This is a genomic window from Bifidobacterium minimum (assembly GCF_000741645.1).
Classification (GTDB): domain Bacteria; phylum Actinomycetota; class Actinomycetes; order Actinomycetales; family Bifidobacteriaceae; genus Bifidobacterium; species Bifidobacterium minimum.
The window spans coordinates 576,390-598,253 of the sequence record NZ_JGZD01000009.1; the positions used below are offsets into that span (position 1 = coordinate 576,390).

The following is a 21,864-nucleotide window of genomic DNA, read 5'->3' on the forward strand; positions in this document are numbered from 1 at the left end:
GAGAAGAGATGCGTAAGGAATACACCCGTCCGTTGGAGGCTCCTATCGATAGCGATAAGAACGTGTTCTCCATCCTCCAGAGCAGGGCGGAACGCGATCCCGATGGGACGCTGGTGGAGTATTCGGACAACGGACGGTGGAACTCCTTCACCTCGCAGGAGTTCCGGGACAAGGTCATCGCCTTGGCCAAAGGGCTTATCGTCAAGGGCATCACGCCGGGGGACGCCGTTGCTATCATCGCGCACACGTCATGGCAATGGACGGCGTTGGATATGGCGATCATGTCCATCGGGGCGTTGACGGTGCCCGTCTACGAGACGAACTCCCCCGCGCAGGTCCGAATGATCTTCAACGATTCCCGCGTGGTCATGGCCTTCGCCGAGGATGAGTCCCAGCGGGCGAAGATCGAACAGGTGGCTGAGGAATGCCCCACGCTGGGCGAGGTCTTCGTCTTCACCAACGACGCGATAGACACCATCGTCGAGTTCGGCAGAAGCCTTGACGACAGCATGTTCTGGGATCGGGAGAAGAGCGTGCGAGGGGCCGATCTGGCCACCATCGTCTACACGTCGGGATCCACCGGAACCCCCAAGGGGATAGAGCTGTGCCACTCCAACTTCGTCTTCATCGTGTACTCCGGGATACAGTCCATGCCCGACATAGCGATGAAGCCCCAGAGGCGCCTTCTGCTGTTCCTGCCGTTGGCGCACGTGTTCGCCAGATACATGCAGTTCTTCAGCTTCGCGGGGAACATCACGCTTGGGCTGTCCTGCAATCTGACGACCATTCTGTCGGACTTCCATGAATTCAGGCCGACGTTCATCCTCGCCGTCCCGCGTATCTTCGAGAAGATATACAATGCGGCATCCCAGAAGGCCGGTTCGGGGCTGAAGGGACGCATCTTCGCGAACTCCGCCCGGATCGCCAGGGACTGGTCGTATGCGCAGCAGTCCGGAGACCCCATTCCGCTGCTTATGAGGATCAGACACGGTTTCTACCGGAAAGTCGTGTACTCCTCCATCATGGATGTGTTCGGGGGATCGGTGGAATATGCGGTTTCCGGTGGAGCTCCCATGGACTCATCCATCGCGCATTTCTTCAACGGCGTGGGGCTTCCGCTGCTGGAGGGGTATGGCATGACCGAGACCTGCGCCCCCGCGAGCGTGAATCCCACGAAGGGGTATCGCATAGGCACCATCGGTCTGCCGTTGGAGGGCGTGAGCATGGGCGTCGACGACGACGGCGAGCTGTGCATCAAAAGCCGTGCGGTGTGCGTGGGATACCACAACCATCCGGAGGTCACAAAGGCCCAGATCATCGACGGCTGGCTGCATACCGGCGATCTGGGATCGATCGACGACGATGGGTTCGTCAGCATCACCGGCCGCAAGAAGGACCTGATCATCACGGCGGGTGGAAAGAACGTGTCCCCCGGCCAGATGGAGGCCTCGGTTATGACGTCGCCGGTGGTGGATCAGTGCATCGTCATCGGTGACAGGCGTCCGTTCATCGCGGCGCTGATCACCCTGGATCTCAATGACACCAATCAGTGGCTGAAGGCGCACGGCATCCCCGAGGTCGGGAATCTGGAGGAGGCGGCGGCGAACCCCATTATTCGCACGGAGGTCGAGCGTGCCGTGTCCAAGGCGAACGAGCTGGTGTCGCGGGCGGAATCGATTCGCAAGTTCGAGATCATCCCCGAGCGGTTCACGGAGGCCAACGGAATGCTGACGCCCAGCCTCAAGGCCAAGCGGCAGACGATCACCGACCATTACCGCGAGCTCATCGACAAGGTCATCTACGTCCCCCGGAAGAAGCATTAGACAAAGAAGAAGAATCAGACAAAGAAGCAGACGGGAAGCACCGGGGCGCGCGCCGGATCGCGCCGGAATCCTCGGTCCGAAGCCCCCCCCAAAGGATTCCCCTCCATAGGATCCCTGTCGGGGGTCCGCGATCATGATGGCGTCGGATGCAATCATGATGGCGCACCTTCAAAAGGAAGCGCCACCATGATCGGTTCGTCGGCGTCGATCGCCTACGGTTCCGCGTTCGTTTACAGTCCCGCGTCGGCGAGTGAGACGTATCCCGGATCGATGAGGGCCGCCTTGAGATTGGTGGCGCTGACGGCCACAAGACCCGCATCGATGGTTGGAACCTTGGAATCGTAGTAATTGCCGGAGTCCACGCCCTCGACGGACGACGGCTTTCCTCCGCGGTCCATCCTCGCGCAGGCCTGGGCGAGAAGGGTCGCGGCGCTGCCTCGGTCCTCGACGGTGGTCATCCACAGATGTCCGTTCACAACGCTTGGCAGCGTCGAGACGTTCGCCCCGTATCCGGTGATGATGGGCCATTGCGAGTCGTTCTCCTCGGTGGATTCATCCGTCGGGGCGTCTGAGGGATCGGGCACCGGGGAGCGTTGAAGGTCACGCTTTCCGATGATTCCCTCGACGATGCCGGAGACCGTGATGGACGGGTTGATCTGCGCGGCGGAACCCGTGTATCCCATTTTGGTGAGCTTTTTCACGACGCCCGAGGCGACGTAGTCGTTCGAAGCTACTATCCCGTCGATCCGTGGCGTCGCGACGCCGGCGGAATCCGAGTCGTCATGGTGGAGACGGCGATATATCTCGTCGCCGGCCGCCGATGCGTTCTTCGCGTCAAAGGACACGCTTTTCCAGTCGTCGTCCGTCGTCGAGGACGTTAATGTCTTCGAGGCGCTGACGGCCTTACCGCTCGTGAAATAGGGCTTGAGAACGGACCAGATCCCCGAGAAGACGGCCTTGTCGATATCCTCCGACTGCGTTTGGGGAAGAAGGACCTCGATGACGCGGGGGTGCGAGGACGTGGCGGAGTCAAGCCTGAGCTTCTCGACGAGATTGCGCGCCTGCATCTTGCCTATGGCGGATGCCGACGACATCCGGACGAACAGGTCTGGGGTGACGTCCGGAATCGAATTCGAGATCAGCACGACATGCATGCCGGACTGCTTTGCCAGCTGAAGGACGTCGGACAGGCGGTTCAACGCCTGAACCGTCTCCTGTGACTGCGATGCCGTACTCGTCGAATCCGGATAGGGACGGCTGAGGAAGTCTCCGAAATGGATGTCCGTCGTCGTGTCCTCAGGAACGGGGGCGACGATCAACGTCATGGACTCCGACGAGGACGACTTGGAACTGGATGAGGACATCGTCTTGACCACGGCATCCTGGATGGCCGAGCTTTGCTCCGCCAACGTCGAGGACGTAGTGGTGCTGATGGACTTCTTCGAGAACCCCTCCTTGACGAGCGATGTCGTCATTTCGGGCACGAACTTGGCCCACGTACCCACGGGGACGTTCTGACTCAGCTCTATCGGATCCGATGGCACGAAGATGGAGACGCGTCCCGTCAGGGCGGATGAGGATGCGCTCGGAGTCGTTGTCGAGCCCGTGCCCGGGGTTCCGCAGCCTGCGACGGTCAAGGGCAGGAGAATGGCGCACAGGATGGCGACCAGACGACGCGCTCGGGAAATCCTTGACCGGGAAATCCTTGGCGGGCATCCACGCATACGGTCATCCGGCTCGGCGGAGGGGAACGCCCTGTCACGTAACGACGCCCGTGGGGCCTTCCGTGGGGAACAGTGCACTGCGAACCATCCTTCCAAGTGCTGCATCATGTGCTGCATGGTACCGCATACGCCATCGACGCGACGTCGACGATGACGATTGTAGATGCCTGCATGGCCCGTATGGCGGGACTGCCATACGGGCCATGCCGAACATTCACGTCGAACATTCACGTCGACGGTCTGGCAGCCTCGCTCACTCGCTCAGAGCCCGGGCGAGCCCCTCGTCCAGGGCGTCCATGAAACCCGTGGTGTCCAGCCACGGCTGTTGCGGCCCCACCAGGGTCGCCAGATCCTTCGTCATCTTTCCCGATTCCACCGTCGAGATGATGGTTTTCTCCAACGTGTCGGCGAAATGGCCGACTTCGGGCGTGCCGTCGAGCTTCGCGCGATGGCGCAGGCCGCCGGTCCACGCGAAAATCGACGCGATGGGATTGGTCGAGGTGGTCTCGCCCTTCTGCCAGCGCCGGTAGTGTCGAGTGACCGTTCCATGGGCGGCCTCCGCCTCGACGGTCTGTCCGTCCGGAGTCATCAGAACCGACGTCATCAGCCCCAGTGAGCCGAAGCCCTGCGCCACGCTGTCGGACTGCACGTCGCCGTCGTAGTTCTTGCATGCCCAGATGTATCCGCCATGCCATTTCAGCGAGCTGGCCACCATGTCGTCGATAAGGCGATGCTCGTAGGTGAGACCGGCCTCGTCGAACCGGCTCTTGTACTCGGTGTCGAACACCTCCGCGAAGATGTCCTTGAACCGGCCGTCATAGGCCTTGAGAATCGTGTTCTTCGTCGACAGATACACCGGGCAGTGGCGCAGCAGACCGTAGTTGAAGCAGGCCCGTGCGAACCCGCGGATGGACTCGTCGAGGTTGTACTGGACCTGGGCGACGCCCGCCCCCGGATAGTCGTACACCACGTGCTCGGTGGGTTCGGATCCGTCGGACGGGGTGAAGGTCACGGTGAGGCGACCCGGACGGTCGACGGTGAAATCCGTGGCCTTGTACTGGTCGCCGAAGGCATGACGCGCGACGATGATGGGCTTGGACCATCCCGGGACGATTCTGGGGATGTTGGAGATGACGATGGGCTCGCGGAATATCGTTCCCCCGAGGATATTGCGGATCGTGCCGTTCGGGGATTTCCACATGGTTTTGAGGCCGAATTCGCGGACCCGCGCCTCATCCGGCGTGATGGTCGCGCATTTGACGCCCACATGCTCGCGGGCGATGGCATGGGCCGCGTCCACCGTCACCTGGTCGTCGGTGGCGTCCCTGTTCTCGATCCCCAGATCGTAATAGTCCAGATCGATGTCCAGATAGGGGAGGATCAAGCGGTTCTTGATGTCCTTCCAAATGACGCGCGTCATCTCATCGCCGTCGAGTTCGACGACCGTGCCGGTGACCTTGATTTTGGTCATGGTGATCTCCTGTCGCAGATGGTGGTAGGGTCCATATCCAGTTCTAGCGCATGGCCCTGAGCGGAGGACGTCCGGTGGCGCGGCCGTGAGATGCGAGTCGACGGCGTCGTTCAGCGCGCCGCGGTCACGCCCCGGAACTAGCCTAGGTCGTATGACTCAGGAGATCGAGATCGGTTTGGGCAAAAAGGGCCGTCTGGCCTATTCGTTGGACGACGTGGCGATCGTCCCCTCGCGTCGCACGCGTGACCCGGAGGACGTGTCCACCGCATGGCAGGTCGACGCCTACGAGTTTGACGTTCCCGTTATCGGCGCCCCGATGGATTCCGTGACGAGTCCCGAGACGGCCATTGAGATGGGACGTCTGGGTGCGCTCGGGGTTCTTGATCTTGAGGGGTTGTGGACGCGGTACGAGGATCCCCGTCCGCTGCTTGACGACATCGCGGGCGTGGACGAGCATGATGCCGTCGCCCGCATGCAGGAGATCTATGCGGAGCCGATCAAGCCCGAGCTGATAACGCGGCGGCTCCATGAGATACGGAAGGCGGGCGTCACCGTCGCCGGATCGTTGTCGCCGCAGCGCGTTCAGGAGTTCTATTCGACCGTGGTCGAGGCCGGTGTCGACCTGTTCGTCATCCGGGGCACCGCGGTGTCGGCTGAACATGTGTCGCAGAACCATGAGCCGTTGAATCTGAAGAAGTTCATCTATGATCTTGACGTTCCGGTGATCGTCGGGGGAGCCGCCAACTACACCGCCGCCCTGCATCTGATGAGGACCGGCGCGGCGGGCGTTCTCGTCGGCTTCGGAGGAGGAGCGGTTTCGGCCACGCGTGCCACCATAGGGCTTGAGGCTCCGCTGGCGACCGCGATCGCGGACGTGGCCGAGGCGCGCAGGGACTACATGGATGAATCGGGCGGACGGTACGTCCAGGTCATCGCCGATGGAGGGATGGGCACGTCGGGCGGTTTCGTCAAGGCCTTGGCGCTGGGGGCCGATGCAGTCATGCTCGGATCACCTCTGGCGCGCGCCTCCGAGGCTCCGGGGCACGGTCAGCATTGGGGCGCCGAGGCACGTCATGACACCCTTCCGCGTGGAGGTCGGTCCGCGGTGGGGACCGTGGGGTCCCTGAGGCAGATTCTTTTCGGGCCCAGCCATCGTGCGGACGGGACGACGAATTTCATTGGCGCGTTGCGTCGCGCGATGGCGTCGACGGGTTATGTCGACGTCAAAAGCTTCCAGCGGTGCGGGGTCGTGGTCACGCCTTATCAGGGTCGTGGCTGAGAGGAACCGTTCCTGAGCGGAACTTCCGACGATTCGCCGATGAGGGGACATGGCGTAGGAGGAGCACGGCGTAGGGAATCCGTGGAGTATGGAATCCATGACGTAGTGAATCCGCGGCCTAGCGAATCCACGGCTTGGCGGCGGCTTCGTTGTGGCCTGGGGGTCCCGTCCCCGGTGGGGGATTCCATCCGGTCGTCCGTGTCTGGTGTTGTCCGTGTCCGTTGTTGTCCACTTATGCACACCGTCGTGCATGGACGTTGACATCCGCTTTCCATATGTGATGTTGTGTTGATGTCATCGTCCGAATCACTATGGCGTGAGACGGAATGGATGACGGCACGACAATCAGAGAAGGGAACCACATGAGCAACGAATCCGACCAGTCCCGCCGTCATGCTTTTCCCCAGCGTAGACGGATTCCTCCGCAGGTTTTCGACGGCAGCATCCTGCTGGCCATCGATCGTCTGACCGTCCCGTACCATATAACCACGTGCTTTCCTTCCGAATTGACTGAGGCGGACTTCCATGCGGCGGCCATGAGGTCATGCCAGCTGGCCTGCATGTCGGCCGACGTCGTGCGCGGACGGACGGTCCCGCCGTCGGTCGCCAGGGTCGCCTCGCGCTCCTGCATCTCGCGCCTGCGCACCATGGGCATGTTGCTGGACATCCATATGGACGAGTGCGGGGAGGTCAGACACGAGATGCGCCGGTATCCGGTCGTGCCCATTCTGGTCAATGGCATGCTGGTGAGCCCCACGCGATTCGAGATGTGCGTGAGACTGGGAATCGGGCGCACGACGTACTGGTCCTCCCTGGTGTTTCGCCTCACAGGAAGCCGATGGCTGTGCGTTCTGGCTGATTTCGGCTGATGTCCCGTGGGCCGTGAGGCAGACCCGGCACTATAGTGGTTCACATGCTTCGCGAATTTGCCGTTGACGTCATCCATCCGACCACCGAGAGGGACACCATCTTCTCTTTGCTGGACAATCGTGCCGCGCGCGACCCGTCCGACATCATAGCCGAGAGACAGCTGGGTTCCTCCCGTCGTTGGTCGACGGTCACCGCAGGCGAGATGCTCGATCGCGTGCGGGCCGTCGCCCGGGGGCTTCTTGCTCTGGGGGCCGGCAAAGGCAGCCGCGTCATCGTGTATTCGCCCACATGCTATGACTGGGGGGTCGTGGACTTCGCGTGCGCGGCCGTCGGGGCGATATCCGTTCCCATCTATGAGACGGATTCGGAGATTCAGGCGTCCACCATCGTCCACGATGTGGAGCCGGTTATCGCCTTCGCCGGGGACTATGACCATGCGCAGGCCCTGGAGCGCATCCGCAAGACGTGCCCATCCCTGACCGCGGTGTTCACCTTCGAGGCCGAGGGACTGGACGCCGTCGTCGATTTCGGACAATCCGTACAGGATGACGCGCTTGACGAGGCCATCGCGCAGGTGAAGGCCGACGACCCCTCGACCATCGTCTACACGTCGGGATCCACGGGCAAGCCCAAGGGAGCCGTTCTGTCGAGCAGAAACTTCACCCATATCGTCTATGCGGGATACGACGTCCTCAACGAGATGCTGTACCAGCCCAGCCGCCTTCTGCTTTTCCTTCCCCTCGCCCACTGCTTCGCCCGATACATCGAATACGTCGCGATCGGCGCGCATGGCGTCGTCGGATACCTTCCGTCAGCCAAACGACTGCTTGCCGATCTGCGCAGCTTCAAGCCCACCTATCTGCTGGGAGTCCCCAGGGTGTTCGAGAAGGTGTACAACGCGGCGTCCCAGAAGGCCGGAGCGGGAATCCGGGGCCGGATATTCGCCAAGGCCTTCGACCATTTCGTGGCGTGGTCCAAGAACGACGGCCATCATTCCCTCGCGGCGAGGTCGGCGCATGTCTTCTATGAGAAGACCGTGGGAGCCTCCATCCAATCGGCGCTCGGACCGAACCTCAGGTATCTGGCATGCGGAGGGGCGCCCATCAACCCCGATCTCGCGCACTTCTTCAATGGCCTTGACGGGATCACCTTCATACAGGGGTATGGGATGACGGAGGCCGCCGCTCCCTGCGTGGTCAATTTCGAGGACGCCAACAGGGTGGGATCCGTCGGCCGGCCCGGCCCCGGGATCAAGGTCCGTCTTGCCGATGACGATGAGCTCCTCATCAAAGGGCCGAACATCTTCCTGGGGTATTACCACCAGCCGGAGATGACGCGGCAGACGCTGGATGACGACGGATGGCTCCACAGCGGCGATATCGCGTCGATCGACGATGAGGGATTCATCTATATCACGGGGCGAAAGAAGGACATCATCATCACGGCCGGCGGGAAGAACGTCAGTCCCGGCCCACTGGAACGCGAGATCGACGCGTGTCCGATCGTGTCGCATTCCGTCGTGATCGGCGATGGCCGTCCCTTCGTGTCCGCGCTGATCGCCCTCGAACCCGACATGGTGAGGTCCTGGCTGGCCGGTCAGGGGCTGGACTCCACCGCGACCATGTCGTCGATCGCGCGCAACGATGCCGTCCGCTCGTACATCCAGGAGTTCGTCGATCAGGCCAATGTCGGAGTCTCGCGGGCTGAGTCGATACGCAAGTTCGCCATTCTGGACGAGGATTTCACGCAGGAGACGGGCACCCTGACGCCGAGCATGAAAGTGGTCCGCGCCAAGGTCATCTCGAGATTCGCGTCGGTTATCGATACCGAGATCTATGCGCCGCGCGGGGATGCGCGGCCCCTGCCGGCGACGGTCAAGATTCTCGACAAGACCACGGAGACGGTCCGTCAGGCCTCCGAGACGGTCCGTCAGGCCTCCGAGACCGTCACGCCCAAGGTCATGCAGGCCCTTGATCAGGCCAAGGCCACGATGAACGAGAGATGGAAGACATCGCGTGAGAATCGTGGGGAGGACGACGGGGACGAGACATCCGTACCCGGTCCGTCGGATGCGGCACGTGGAGATGACGGCCTCCGCGGGGATGATGACGAGCGGAAGGACATGAGATAGATGTCGATCCGCAGCATCAGAGTAGTGCCGGATCCCGTTCTGCGAACCGTCTGCGATCCGATCACGACGATAACCCCCGCCGTCCGCGGGCTCGTCACGGATCTTCTCGACACCGTCGACGATCCCGGGCGAGCGGGGCTTTCCGCCAATCAGATCGGCGTAAGTCTGCGCGCGTTCTCCTACAACATCGACGGCAGGGTCGGCTATGTCCTCAATCCGGTTATCGAGGAGACCTCCGGCGAGCAGTACGGGGATGAGGGATGCCTGTCCCTGCCGGGATTGTGGTACCAGACGCCACGTGCCGATTACGCCCGATGCCGGGGGATCGACCTTGACGGGCACACCGTCGTCCTTGAGGGGCGTGGAGTGATGGGGCGCATGATCCAGCACGAGTGCGATCATCTGGACGGTCATGTGTATATCGATCGTCTGGAGCGGGACGAACGCAGAAAGGCCATGAGACAGATGAGGGAGTCGGCGGGCGGAAGCCGGCGCTGATTCGGGCCGTCGAGGGATGACGGGATCCGCCGTGGATCCGCCGTTCGGGTGGGACTTGTGGTACGCTTTCGACTTGTGCGCCGTATATGGGGTCATTCTGTCGTGATGGGTGGCCACTGGAAGATAACATCGTCAACCAGGCGCATAAATCGCGCCATGAACACGATGGACTGTGTCGGTCGGCTCGCATGAGTCGCACTCAGATCCGCATGGCCAGGCAATAACCGACAAGGAAGGCACAATTATGGCTCAGATCACCATGAGCGACATGCTGAAGTCAGGACTTCACTTCGGCCATCAGACCCGGCGCTGGAACCCGAAGATGAAGCAGTACATCCTCACTCAGCGCAACGGCATCCACATCATCAACCTTTTCAAGTCCCTTGACCTGATCGACAAGGCCTACGACTTCATCAAAACCACCGTGGCCCATAACGGAACGGTGCTTTTCGTCGGCACGAAGAAGCAGGCTCAGGATTCGATCAAAACGCAGGCGACCCGCGTGAACATGCCGTACGTCTCCGAGCGCTGGCTCGGCGGGATGCTCACCAACTTCCAGACCGTCTCCAAGCGCGTCTCGCGCCTCAAGGAGCTGGAGGAGATGGACTTCTCCGACGTTCATGGATCGGGGCACACCAAGAAGGAGCTCCTGCTCCTCAAGCGCGAGAAGGACAAGCTCGAGAAGCAGCTGGGCGGCATCCGCAACATGACCAGAACCCCCTCCGCGCTGTTCATCGTGGACATCAACAAGGAGGCCCTCGCGGTCCAGGACGCGAAGAAGCTGGGAATCCCGGTCGTCGCGATCGTGGACACCAACACCGACCCCGATCTCGTGGATTATCCGATCCCCGCGAACGATGACGCGATCCGCGGCATCGATCTTCTGACCACGCTGATGGCCGACGCCGTGGCGGACGGCCTTCTTGAGCGTTCGGGCAAGGCCGAGAAGACGGCCGACGCCGCCGAACAGCCCATGGCCGCGTGGGAGAAGGATCTTCTCGCAGGAGAGGCCGGTTCCCCGGATGCCGACGGCGCTCAGGCGGCACAGTCCGCTCCGGCGGCTCAGCCCGTCGCGGATCAGAAGGCCTCCGAACCGGAACAGGTTCCGACGCAGGCCTGAGTCCCCCCACATCGGGCCCCGCATGTGGATGTGGGGCCCATATTCGTGATAGGAGAAACACCAATGGCAGCAATTACCGCAGCATTGATCAAGCAGGTCCGCGAGGAGACCGGAGCGGGCATGCTCGATGTCAAGAAGGCGTTGACCGAAGCCGAGGGAGACGTCGCCCGCGCCAAGGAGATCATCCGCGCCAAGGGCATCCAGGCGGCCGGGAAGCGCGAGGGCCGCAAGGCCCAGGAGGGCACCATCGCATCCGCCGTCGTCGACACGGAGACAGGACAGGCCGCCTATGCGGTCGAACTGAATTCGGAGACCGATTTCGTGGCGAAAACCCCGAAGTTCGTTGAATTCGCTCAGTCCATTCTTGAGGACGCCATCAAGGCCGACGCGACCGACGCTCAATCCGTCCTTGCGGCGCCCGCCGAGGGAGGCACCGTCCGCGAGGCGGTCGAAGAGGCCGCGTCGTTGTTCGGCGAGCACGTCAAAATCGGTCGTGTCGCGAAGGTCGAAGGACCTCGCGTCGAGATCTACGCGCATCGCAAGTCCGTGGAGATGCCTCCCAGCATCGTCGCCATCATCGCCACCGATGAGGCGGGTTCCGCGGTCGCGCACGATGCGGCGCTGCAGATCTCGGCGATGTCGCCGCGTTGGCTCACCCGCGAGGACGTCGATTCCGATGTCCTTGAGTCCGAGCGTCGCGTGGCCATGGAGAAGACAAGCGATGAACTCAAAGCCAAAGGCAAGCCCGAGGCCGTCATCGAGAAGATCGCACCGAAGATCGTCGAGGGACGTCTTAACGCCTTCTACAAGGAGAACGTCCTTCTGGACCAGTCCTATGTGAAGGATCCCTCCAAGACGGTTGGCGACCTTTTCACCGAGGCCGGGGGCAAGGCCCTGTCCTTTGCGCGTCTTGAGGTCGGCAAGTCCGAGGACGAGTAAGACGGTTATTCGTCGACTGCGGCGGTGACGGCGGCGGCAACGCCCCGTCGCCGCCGTTCTTTTTACGCCGTCGCCCTTTTCTCGTCACGGGCCTCCCGGCCTCGTCACCGGCCTCGTCGCCCGGTTCGTGGTGCCGGGTCCGTGGAACGTGGTCCCGTGGTTCCGTGACGTTTCATGCGGTTCTGTCATACGTCCGCGCCCGTCATACGCGAACGGATGCGGATTGCGGGCCGGCTTCGGGATCCGTCGGCCTTCCGCCGTGTCGTTATACATGTATACGCTTGACGTGATTTATCGCATGATGGACGCGCGGCGCCGTGTTCCGACGAAGGATGGAGATGCCATGAGCGAAGAGACCATTGACAAGCCACGACGGGTTCTGCTCAAACTGTCCGGCGAGGCCTTCGGTGGCGGATCGGTGGGGATCGACACCACCATAATCCGACGGATAGCACAGGAGATCACCCGGGCCGTGCGTCGGGGCGTCCAGGTCGCCATCGTCGTCGGAGGCGGCAATTTCTTCCGCGGGGCCGAGCTCCAGCAGGCGGGCATCGACCGGAGCCGCGGCGACTACATGGGAATGCTGGGAACGGTTATGAACTGCCTCGCCCTGCAGGATTTCCTGGAGCAGGAGGGCCAGGCCACGCGTGTCCAGACGGCCATCGCCATGGGACAGGTCGCCGAGCCCTATATACCGCTCAAGGCCATCCGTCATCTGGAGAAAGGGCGGGTCGTCATTTTCGGGGCCGGCGCGGGGATGCCGTATTTCTCCACCGACACGGTGTCCATCCAACGCTCCCTTGAAATTCACTGCGATGAGGTGCTGATGGGCAAGAACGGCGTCGACGGCGTCTACACCGCGGACCCGCGGAAGGACCCCTCGGCCAGGCGCTTCATCTCGCTGAGCTACACCAGGGCCCTGGTCGACAACCTTTCGGTTATGGATGCCTCGGCATTGTCCATGGCGCGGGACAACCGGCAGCGTATCCGCGTGTTCGGGCTTGAGGGCGATGGGAACGTCACCAAGGCCATTCTGGGATGTTCCATAGGCACGCTTGTGTCGGACGTCGAGTCTACCGTGTCTGACTAGGGTGGTGTCAGGTTTGGTGCGGTGTTCATCGTCGAACCCGACGGCAGCCAATGGTTCTTATAGTTAAGCGAGGTAGATGATGGCAACAGCAGTCACCCAGGCCAAGGGTCAGATGGCGAAGTCAGTGGAGGCCACCAAGGAGAACTTCTCCGGGATCCGTACCGGACGGGCGAATCCCGGTCTGCTCAACGGTCTGACGGTCGATTACTACGGAGTCCCCACGCCGATCAAATCGGTCGCGTCGATCGGCGTTCCGGAGCCTCGCACCCTGTCGGTCACCCCGTTCGATGCGTCGCAGGCGAACGCCATCGAAAAGGCGATCCGCGATTCGGATCTGGGGGTCAGCCCGCGGCGCGATGGAAACGTCATCCGGCTGACCATGCCCGAGCTCACCGAGGATCGCCGCAAGGAGTACGTCAAGCTGGCGAAGACCAAGGCCGAGGACGGGAAGATCGCGGTGCGCAACATCCGGCGCAAGGCCAAGGAGGACATCGACAGGTCCGTGAAGGACGGCGATATGGGGAAGGACGAGGGGGAGCGCCTTCTCAAGGATCTCGACAAGGTCACCAAGCAGATCACCGACGAGCTGGACGATCTTTTCGAGACCAAGCGCAAGGAGATCATGGAGGTCTGACGACAGCCGCCACGTCAGGAAGGTGCCATGATGGTCGACAACGTGTCCAAGCCCGAAGGATCCCCGGATCCGCAGAAGGTGGTCGAGGAGATCAACCGCAAGGCCGGCAGGAACATGCCGCAGGCGGTCGCCACGGCCGCCCTGCTGATCGTCGTGATCGTCGGGTGCCTGCTGATCAGTCTTCAGACGTTCGTGGTTCTCGTCATCGTGTTCATGATTCTGGCGCTGTGGGAGTTGAGGGTCGATTTCGCCACGGTGGGGTTGCACATACCCGTGATAACCCTGTGGCTCTGCTCCGTCGGCATGCTTCTGGCGACCTTTTATTTTCCGCGGCATGTGGAGGCCATGGCGGTGTCGTCCATCGTCGCCTTCCTGGCGGTAGTCGTGATGTCGACGATGAGGGTGACGCTGGGCAGCCACCTCTCCCTGGCCGTCGCGGGCAAGCTCGCGGCCTCGGATCCCGGGGAGCGCGATGGACTCGGTCCGTCGTCGGACGCCGAGCCTCCGGTGCACAGCAGGATGAGCAATGTCGCCGTTTCGGTGTTCAGTCTGATGTACGTCCCACTTCTCGCCGGAAGCATCGTCTTGTCGCTGACGTTCCATGGCCATCCGGTCGCCCACGCCATCATTCTGGTCTTCCTTCCCGCCCTTAGCGACACCGGTGGGCTTTTCGCCGGGGCATGGTTCGGCAGGCATAAGCTTTCGCCGCGAATCTCGCCCAAGAAGTCCGTGGAGGGCCTTATCGGGTCCATGCTGTTCGCCGTCATCGGAGCCGTGGCCGTCTTCGCGTCCACCTATGCGCATCTGTGGTCGACCATGTGGTGGGTTCCGGTGGTCATGGGCGTGATGGTCGGCATCGTGGGGACGTTCGGCGACCTGTGCGCATCCATGCTGAAGAGGGATATCGGCATCAAGGACATGGGCCATCTCCTCAAGGGCCATGGCGGCGTCATGGACAGAGTGGATTCGATTTTGCTGGCCGCGCCGTTTCTCACGGTGCTGCTGTGGATGACGGGGATGTGATGGGTGATACAGGATTCCGTGAAGTGCTGTCCCATGCCCATGCGGCGCGGGGGAAGGCTCCGCGCCATTTCGCCGATATGACCGACGACGAGGCCGTGGAGGCAGTCACGGGGATGGGCCTTCCCCGGTTCAGGGCGCGCCAGCTGGCCTCGCACTATTACGGCCACGGCGATGTCGACGTAGAGTCCTTCACCGATTTCCCGCGTGACCTTAGAGGCCGCATCGCCGAGACGCTGTTCCCCGTCCTGATCGACGAGGTCACCCGGCAGATAGCGGACGAGGGCATGACGGTGAAGACGCTGTGGCGTCTGTTCGATGGATCCCGCATCGAATCCGTGCTGATGCGCTACCCGCGACGGGCGACCCTCTGCATCTCCAGCCAGGTCGGCTGCGGGATGGGCTGTCCCTTCTGTGCGACGGGGCATCTGGGATTGACCAGAAACATGTCCACCGGCGAGATACTTGAGCAGGTCCGCGTCGCGTCGTGCGCCATGCGGGACGGTGAGGTGGCGGGCGGTCCCGGGCGTCTGAGCAATGTCGTCTTCATGGGCATGGGCGAGCCCATGGGGAACTACCGTTCGGTGCTCGCGGCCGTCAGAAGGATATGCGCTCCCGCTCCCGGAGGGTTCGGCATATCCGCGCGCAACATCACCATCTCGACGGTCGGCGTCGTCCCGGGAATCAGAAAACTCGCTTCGGAGGGGCTGCCGGTGAGACTCGCGGTGTCGCTCCATGCCGCCTCGGACGTTCTGCGTGACGAGCTGGTTCCGATGAATCGGCGGTTCGACACCACGCAGGTTCTTGACGCCGCCCACGACTACTACGAGGCCACCGGCCGCCGCGTCAGCATCGAATACGCGCTGATGCGGGGAATCAACGATCAGGCCGAACACGCCACGCTGCTGGCGAAGCGGCTCAACCATTACGGCGATGACTGGGTGCATGTCAACCCCATCCCCCTCAACCCCATCGAGGGCTCGCGATGGACGGCCTCGAAACCCGAGGATGAGCGGCGTTTCCTGGACATCCTCCATCATGCGGGGATAGCCGCGACGCTGCGCGACACCCGTGGCAGCGACATCGATGGGGCGTGCGGGCAGCTCGCCGCGAAGATGGAGGATAGCTCCACGCTGTGAGAGACGGAATGTCGTTGACATCCCGGAACTGTACGCTGGTGCCCGGTTGACAACTGTTCACTCGCTGGGAGGTCATCGTGTCGTTGGCGGTACGGGTTATTCCTTGTCTTGACGTCGATGATGGTCGTGTTGTCAAAGGAGTGCATTTCGAGAATCTCCGGGACGCCGGCGATCCCGTGGAGCTTGCGGCGGAATACTACCGTCAGGGGGCCGATGAGCTGACCTTTCTGGATGTGACTGCGTCAAGCTCGCATAGGCGCACGATGGTCGAGGTGGTCAATCGCACCTCGGAGACGCTGTTCATTCCTCTGACCGTTGGTGGCGGGGTCCGCTCCGTCGAGGACGTGGACACCCTGCTTCGTTGCGGAGCCGACAAGGTCGGGGTGAACACCGCGGCCATCAACGATCCGCAGCTGATATCCCGCGTGTCCCGTCGCTTCGGGAACCAGGTCCTCGTTCTCTCCGTCGACGCGAGACGCGAGAAGGGCGAGGCCCACACCGAGTCGGGTTTCGAGGTCACCACGATGGGTGGACGGCATTCGACGGGCATCGATGCGGTGTGGTGGGCCCGACGTGCCCAGGAGCTTGGCGCGGGTGAGGTCCTTCTCAACTCCATGGACGCCGATGGGACCAAACAGGGGTTTGACCTTGAGATGATCCGCGCCGTGCGCCGCGAGGTCACCATCCCCGTGATCGCGAGCGGGGGAGCGGGAGCGCCGGATGATTTCCCTCCGGCGATCGCCGCGGGCGCGAACGCCGTTCTTGCGGCGTCGGTGTTCCATTATGGCGTGATGACCATTCGTGACGTCAAGCAGGAGCTGCGCAGGGCCGGTTACACGGTGCGGTGACGGGGCCTCGTCGACCGCATAAGGCCCCGAGTCATGGCGCGCGTGACGCGGCATGGGACGAGACGATGGTACGGGGTGGAGCGGATGGTACGGGGTGAAGCGATGGTACAGGGTGAAGCGATGGAGATGTGGAAGGTGGAGAGACGATGGGTGTGACGCGTGGCGATGCTGGCATGAGCGATGGGACCGGGAACGACGCCGGACGCCTGTCGGGCGCGGAGGGGGAGCGCCTTGATCCCGCGGTCGCACGGCGCCTCAAAAGGGACGACCGGGGGCTTGTGGCCGCGGTGGTCCAGCAGTACGACAGCAGGGAGGTGCTAATGGTGGGCTATATGAACGATGAGGCTCTGCGCAGGACGCTGACGACGGGCCGCGTGACGTTCTGGTCCCGCTCCCGTCAGGAGTACTGGCGCAAAGGTGACACCTCCGGCCATGTCCAGTTCGTCAAGGCCGTGTCCCTGGACTGCGATGGCGACGCCCTGCTGGTAGAGGTGGATCAGATCGGGGCCGCATGCCATACCGGAAGTCGGTCCTGTTTCGATGCGGGTGGTCCGCTTCCCGCGGTGGTGGGCGAGCGGGATGGACTGGAGGTGACGGCGCGATGATCGACTGCTCCGTCGACGGTCTGCAATGGGGCCAGACATGGCCGACCCGGGACACCTTCCACGGGCTTGCCGACGAGGGGTACCGCGTTATTCCGATAGTCCGCAGGCTCCTCGCCGATTCGCTGACGCCGGTGGGCCTGTACCGGCGTCTGGCGGGCGGTCGCAGCGGGACGTTCATCCTTGAATCGGCGGAATACGGGGGATCGTGGAGCCGATACAGCTTCATCGGCGTTCGCTCCATGGCTCAGCTGCGTTCGCGCGATGGACGGGCGGATTGGCTGGGAACCGTGCCGTCGGGGATACCGGAGGAAGGCGACGTCATCGATGTGGCCCATGCGGCGCTGAAGGTGCTGCGCGCCCCCCGGGTGCTCGGGCTCCCCAACCTCACCGGTGGTCTGGTCGGCTCCGTGGGATGGGACGCCATACGGCATTGGGAGCCCTCCGTCAGCGCGACCGCGCCTGACGAAACGGGCCAGCCCGACGTGGCCCTGTCTCTGGCCACCGATATGGCCGTCGTCGATCATGTTTCGGGATCCGTGTGGCTGATAGCCAACGCGGTTAACGTCGACGACAGACCGACCCGGGCCGACAAGGCCTACGATGACGCCGTGGAGAGACTGGACCGGATGCAGGTTCTGGCTTCGTCGTCGGTTCCCGGTGAGACCAGCGTCAGCGTCCTCGATGGGGACGCTCCCACACCGGAGCTGAGGTTCCGCACGGCGAAGGCGGAGTATGAGCGGTCCGTCGACAGGGCCAAACGTCATATCGTGGACGGCGACGTCTTCCAAGTGGTGATTTCGCAGCGGCTTGACATCGACTCCCCGTCCGATCCCTTCGACGTCTATCGTGTGCTGCGCACACTGAATCCGAGTCCCTATATGTACTTCTTCTCGCTGACGGACGCGATGGGACGGGACTTCTCCATCATCGGATCAAGCCCCGAAACTCTGATCAAAGTCGATGACGGGCATGCGATGACGTTCCCCATCGCGGGATCGCGGCCGCGCGGGGCGACCCCGGAGGAGGACGAGAGGCTGGCGCGGGAGCTCCTGTCCGACCCCAAGGAGCGCAGCGAGCACATCATGCTCGTCGATCTGTCGCGCAATGATCTGAGCCGTGTCTGCGTCCCCGACAGCATCGAGGTCGTGTCGCTGATGGACATCAAGCGCTTCAGCCACATCATGCATATCTGCTCCACTGTCACGGGTCGTCTCTCGCCCGGCGTCAGTTCGTTCGACGTCTTCGCCGCGGCCTTCCCGGCGGGGACACTGTCGGGCGCGCCCAAACCGCGAGCGGTCGACATCATCGATGAGCTTGAGCCATCTGACAGGGGGATATACGGAGGAACCGTCGGGTACTTCGATTTCTCCGGAAACCTCGACATGGCCATAGCCATCCGCACGGCCTTCCTGCGGGACCATGAGGCTTCGGTGCAGGCGGGAGCGGGAATCGTTCTTGACTCCGTTCCCGGCAATGAGTGGCAGGAGACGCGCAACAAGGCGGAGGCAAGCGTCGAGGCGGTGCAGATAGCCGCACGGCTGCGCAATCTGTAGGGAATCGACCTGCATAGGGCGCTGACTGCGTCCGGAATCTGATTATCGGCAACCTGAGCCGGCACGTCCCACGTACAGTGGCGATTGTCGCTCAATGGAGGGAAGAGACTGTGTCAGTACTCGATGATTTGATGGCTGGAGCTCTGGAGGATCAGCGTTCCAGGGAGAGCGCGGTGCCGATCGAGGAGCTTCGGGAGGCCGCCAGGCGGGCGCCTGCCGCGAAGGACGCGCGCAAGTGGCTTCGCCGTGACGCGGAAGTCCCCATAATCGCCGAGATCAAAAGGGCATCGCCGTCGAAGGGCAGGCTGTGCGACATCCCCGATCCCGCGGCTCTGGCACGCGAGTATGAGCGCGGCGGGGCAAGCGCCGTGTCGGTTCTGACGGAGGGACGCCGCTTCCTGGGGTCGTTGGCCGATGTCGACGCGGTCCGCTCCGCCGTCTCGATTCCCGTCCTGCGCAAGGACTTCATCGCGACCGACTATCAGATATGGGAGGCCAGGGCGCATGGCGCCGACATGGTCCTGCTGATCGTCGCCGCGCTGGACGATCCGACTCTTCGGCGCCTTCTCGAATTGGCCCACCGTCTGGGCATGACCGCGTTGGTGGAGACCCACACCCGCGAGGAGATCGCAAGGGCCATCGATGCCGGAGCCCATGTGATCGGCATCAATGCGCGTAATCTCAAGGATCTTCATGTGGATGTCGGCAGATACCGCGAGTTGGCGGCGAACCTTCCCGACGATGTCATCAAGGTGGCCGAGTCGGGCGTGTTCGGCGGCGTCGAGTTGGAGGATTACGCGCGTGCGGGCGCCGACGCCGTCCTCGTCGGCGAAGGGGTGGCGACTGTGGACGACCATGCCGACGCGTGGCGCGTCTCGTCGCGGCGGGGCGTCGCGTCAAGGCCTCGGTGCGGATGCCGCTGAGCTCACATGAGGGGCCGTACTTCGGACGTTTCGGCGGGAGATACGTTCCCGAGGCCCTTGTCGGGGCTTTGGACGAGTTGGAGCATGTCTACGACGAGGCCAAAAGGGATCCCGATTTCCATCGCGAGTTCGCGGATCTGAGCAGGCGATACGTCGGGCGCCCCTCCCCGCTGACCGAGGCGCCTCGGTTCGCCGAACGGGTGAACGACAGGGCCGGCATCCATGCGCGGGTGTTCCTCAAGCGCGAGGATCTCAACCATACCGGCGCGCATAAGATCAACAACGCGCTGGGGCAGGCTCTTCTGGTCAGGAGGATGGGCAAGCACAGGGTCATCGCCGAGACCGGGGCAGGCCAGCATGGCGTGGCGACGGCGACGGTGTGCGCGCTTATGGGGCTGAAGTGCCGGATATACATGGGGCAGATCGATGCTCGCAGGCAGGCCCTGAACGTCGCCAGAATGAGGCTGCTTGGGGCCGAGGTCGTCGAGGTCACCCAGGGGACGAGGATACTCAAGGACGCCATCAACGAGGCGCTTCGAGATTGGGTGACGAACGTCGAGGACACCCACTACCTTCTGGGAACCGTGGCCGGGCCGCATCCCTTCCCCACCATGGTGAGGGATTTCCAGAAGGTCATCGGCGAAGAGGTCCAGCATCAGCTTCGTGAGGACTATGGCATCGACCATCCCGATGCGATCTGCGCGTGCGTCGGCGGCGGCTCCAACGCCATCGGCGTCATGAACGCCTTCCTCGATGATCCGCGCGTCAGTCTGTATGGGTTCGAGGCCGGAGGACACGGTCCCGAATCCGGAGAGCATGCGATTCGCTTCGCTCCGGGGACGGGCCGGCTTGGTGTCTTCCAGGGGACGAAGTCCTATCTGCTCGAGAACGACGAGGGACAGACGCGGGATACCTATTCGATCTCCGCGGGACTGGATTACGCCTCCGTGGGACCCGAGCACGCATGGCTCAAGGAGCTGGGACGGGTGAGATACTCATGGGCCACCGATGACGAAGCCATGTCGGCTTTCAAGGACCTCTGCGAGACCGAGGGAATCATCCCCGCGATAGAAAGCGCCCATGCCGTGGCGGGAGCGTACAAGGCCGCGGCGGATCTGCGCGAGCGGGGCATCACCGAACCCGTGATGATCGTCAACATCTCGGGCCGGGGTGACAAGGACGTGGCGACTGCGGGTCGGTGGTTCGGGTATCTCACGGACGACCAGAGCCGTGCGCTTGACGCCAACGGCGCCCACGGAACCAGCGTCGAGGGGGAATGAGGCAATGATGGATTCGACAGTGACGACTTCGGGACAGCCTCTGGGTATGAGTCATAGGCCTAGCGCCATGGGAGAGCTGTTCTCACGGCTGGATGGGGAGAACCGTCCGGCCTTCATCGGATACCTTCCCTACGGCTTCCCCGATCCGCAGACCTCACTCGAGGCATTCAGGATCATGGTGGAGAACGGTGTGGATGCGGTCGAGATCGGCCTGCCATACTCCGATCCCGTTATGGACGGTCCCGTCATCCAGGCCGCCGCCCAGACCGCCATCGAGTCGGGCGAGAGGATGTCCGGCGTCTTCGACGCGGTGCGCGTGGTGGCCGCGGCGGGTGCCGTGCCATTGGTCATGAGCTACTGGAATCTGATCATGAACTACGGCGTCGAGCGCTTCGCGGATGATTTCGAACATGCCGGCGGCGCGGGGCTCATCACCCCGGATCTCATTCCCGACGAGGCGGACGAATGGGTCGAGGCCTCGCAGAGGCATGGACTCGATCGGATCTTTCTGGTATCGCCGGACTCCACGGACGACCGGCTCGCCTTGGCGGCTCATGCATCCCGCGGATTCGTATATGCGGCCTCCCGTATGGGGGTCACGGGCGAAAGGGCGACGTTGTCCAGTTCGCCGGAACGACTTGTGGAACGAACCAGGCAGTCCGGCGCGGAACGCGTATGCGTCGGAATCGGCGTGTCGACCGCGAGCCAGGCGGCGCAGGTCGGCGGCTATGCGGACGGCGTCATCGTCGGCTCGGCGCTGGTCCACACGCTTTTCGACGCGGATGGCGGTAAGGTGGGTGTTGCGCCCGACCGGCTGGACAGGCTGGCACGGACGACACGCGACATCGCTCGTGGGGTGCGCTCCGCACGGTCCTAGTCCTATGAGGACGTGGGCGAACGGGCGCCACGACGGGGAC

Annotated in this window: 17 protein-coding genes and 1 pseudogene; 16 read left to right on the forward strand and 2 right to left on the reverse strand. The window is 63.0% G+C overall.

The annotated features are described in order from the left end of the window. Positions 1 to 8 precede the first annotated feature (8 nt). Positions 9 to 1,823, forward strand: a complete 1,815-nt coding sequence (locus BMIN_RS06180) for an AMP-dependent synthetase/ligase (RefSeq protein WP_022860613.1) — start codon at positions 9 to 11, stop codon at positions 1,821 to 1,823. 230 nt (positions 1,824 to 2,053) lie between these two features. Here the strand turns inward: BMIN_RS06180 and BMIN_RS06185 are convergent, their stop codons facing one another. Further along, positions 2,054 to 3,298, reverse strand: coding sequence for a substrate-binding domain-containing protein (locus BMIN_RS06185; protein WP_238565635.1), 1,245 nt, complete (start codon positions 3,296 to 3,298; stop codon positions 2,054 to 2,056). A gap of 502 nt (positions 3,299 to 3,800) precedes the next feature. Next, complete coding sequence (locus BMIN_RS06190; protein ID WP_022860615.1) at positions 3,801 to 5,018, reverse strand: NADP-dependent isocitrate dehydrogenase; 1,218 nt, start codon at positions 5,016 to 5,018, stop codon at positions 3,801 to 3,803. Between the two features lie 151 nt (positions 5,019 to 5,169). Between BMIN_RS06190 and BMIN_RS06195 the strand changes: the two genes are divergently transcribed. The 15 genes and pseudogenes from BMIN_RS06195 (at position 5,170) to trpA (ending at position 21,824) form a co-directional block, all read left to right on the forward strand. After that, complete coding sequence (locus BMIN_RS06195) at positions 5,170 to 6,297, forward strand: GuaB3 family IMP dehydrogenase-related protein (RefSeq protein WP_022860616.1); 1,128 nt, start codon at positions 5,170 to 5,172, stop codon at positions 6,295 to 6,297. Positions 6,298 to 6,659: 362 nt separating this feature from the next. Then, on the forward strand, positions 6,660 to 7,166 hold the full coding sequence (locus BMIN_RS06200) for a hypothetical protein (RefSeq protein ID WP_022860617.1): 507 nt from the start codon (positions 6,660 to 6,662) through the stop codon (positions 7,164 to 7,166). A gap of 44 nt (positions 7,167 to 7,210) precedes the next feature. Next, positions 7,211 to 9,298 carry an AMP-dependent synthetase/ligase gene (locus tag BMIN_RS06205; RefSeq protein WP_022860618.1) on the forward strand — a complete coding sequence of 696 codons (2,088 nt, stop codon included), beginning with the start codon at positions 7,211 to 7,213 and terminating at the stop codon, positions 9,296 to 9,298. Then, positions 9,299 to 9,796 carry a peptide deformylase gene (locus BMIN_RS06210; protein WP_022860619.1) on the forward strand — a complete coding sequence of 166 codons (498 nt, stop codon included), beginning with the start codon at positions 9,299 to 9,301 and terminating at the stop codon, positions 9,794 to 9,796. Between the two features lie 244 nt (positions 9,797 to 10,040). Beyond that, positions 10,041 to 10,916 carry a 30S ribosomal protein S2 gene (rpsB, locus tag BMIN_RS06215; RefSeq protein WP_022860620.1) on the forward strand — a complete coding sequence of 292 codons (876 nt, stop codon included), beginning with the start codon at positions 10,041 to 10,043 and terminating at the stop codon, positions 10,914 to 10,916. Between the two features lie 63 nt (positions 10,917 to 10,979). Next, positions 10,980 to 11,855 carry a translation elongation factor Ts gene (tsf, locus tag BMIN_RS06220; protein WP_022860621.1) on the forward strand — a complete coding sequence of 292 codons (876 nt, stop codon included), beginning with the start codon at positions 10,980 to 10,982 and terminating at the stop codon, positions 11,853 to 11,855. A gap of 343 nt (positions 11,856 to 12,198) precedes the next feature. Beyond that, entirely contained in the window at positions 12,199 to 12,945 is a 747-nt protein-coding gene (pyrH, locus tag BMIN_RS06225) for a UMP kinase (protein WP_026647322.1), read from the forward strand. A 79-nt stretch (positions 12,946 to 13,024) separates the two neighbouring features. Beyond that, on the forward strand, positions 13,025 to 13,579 hold the full coding sequence (frr, locus tag BMIN_RS06230) for a ribosome recycling factor (protein ID WP_026647323.1): 555 nt from the start codon (positions 13,025 to 13,027) through the stop codon (positions 13,577 to 13,579). Positions 13,580 to 13,609: 30 nt separating this feature from the next. Then, positions 13,610 to 14,602: a phosphatidate cytidylyltransferase gene (locus BMIN_RS06235; protein WP_051126248.1), complete on the forward strand. Its 993-nt coding sequence runs from the start codon at positions 13,610 to 13,612 to the stop codon at positions 14,600 to 14,602. Further along, entirely contained in the window at positions 14,602 to 15,738 is a 1,137-nt protein-coding gene (gene rlmN / locus BMIN_RS06240; RefSeq protein ID WP_022860625.1) for a dual-specificity RNA methyltransferase RlmN, read from the forward strand. The genes BMIN_RS06235 and rlmN overlap by 1 nt, the downstream gene beginning before the upstream one ends. Before the next feature lie 77 nt (positions 15,739 to 15,815). Next, positions 15,816 to 16,586, forward strand: coding sequence for an imidazole glycerol phosphate synthase subunit HisF (gene hisF, locus BMIN_RS06245; RefSeq protein WP_022860626.1), 771 nt, complete (start codon positions 15,816 to 15,818; stop codon positions 16,584 to 16,586). A 173-nt stretch (positions 16,587 to 16,759) separates the two neighbouring features. Further along, positions 16,760 to 17,191 carry a phosphoribosyl-AMP cyclohydrolase gene (gene hisI / locus BMIN_RS06250; RefSeq protein ID WP_026647326.1) on the forward strand — a complete coding sequence of 144 codons (432 nt, stop codon included), beginning with the start codon at positions 16,760 to 16,762 and terminating at the stop codon, positions 17,189 to 17,191. Further along, complete coding sequence (trpE, locus tag BMIN_RS06255; protein ID WP_022860628.1) at positions 17,188 to 18,744, forward strand: anthranilate synthase component I; 1,557 nt, start codon at positions 17,188 to 17,190, stop codon at positions 18,742 to 18,744. The genes hisI and trpE overlap by 4 nt, the downstream gene beginning before the upstream one ends. Positions 18,745 to 18,854: 110 nt before the next feature. Further along, positions 18,855 to 20,947: pseudogene (trpB, locus tag BMIN_RS06260) on the forward strand (tryptophan synthase subunit beta). Positions 20,948 to 20,951: 4 nt separating this feature from the next. Next, complete coding sequence (trpA, locus tag BMIN_RS06265; protein WP_026647327.1) at positions 20,952 to 21,824, forward strand: tryptophan synthase subunit alpha; 873 nt, start codon at positions 20,952 to 20,954, stop codon at positions 21,822 to 21,824. Positions 21,825 to 21,864: the final 40 nt, after the last annotated feature.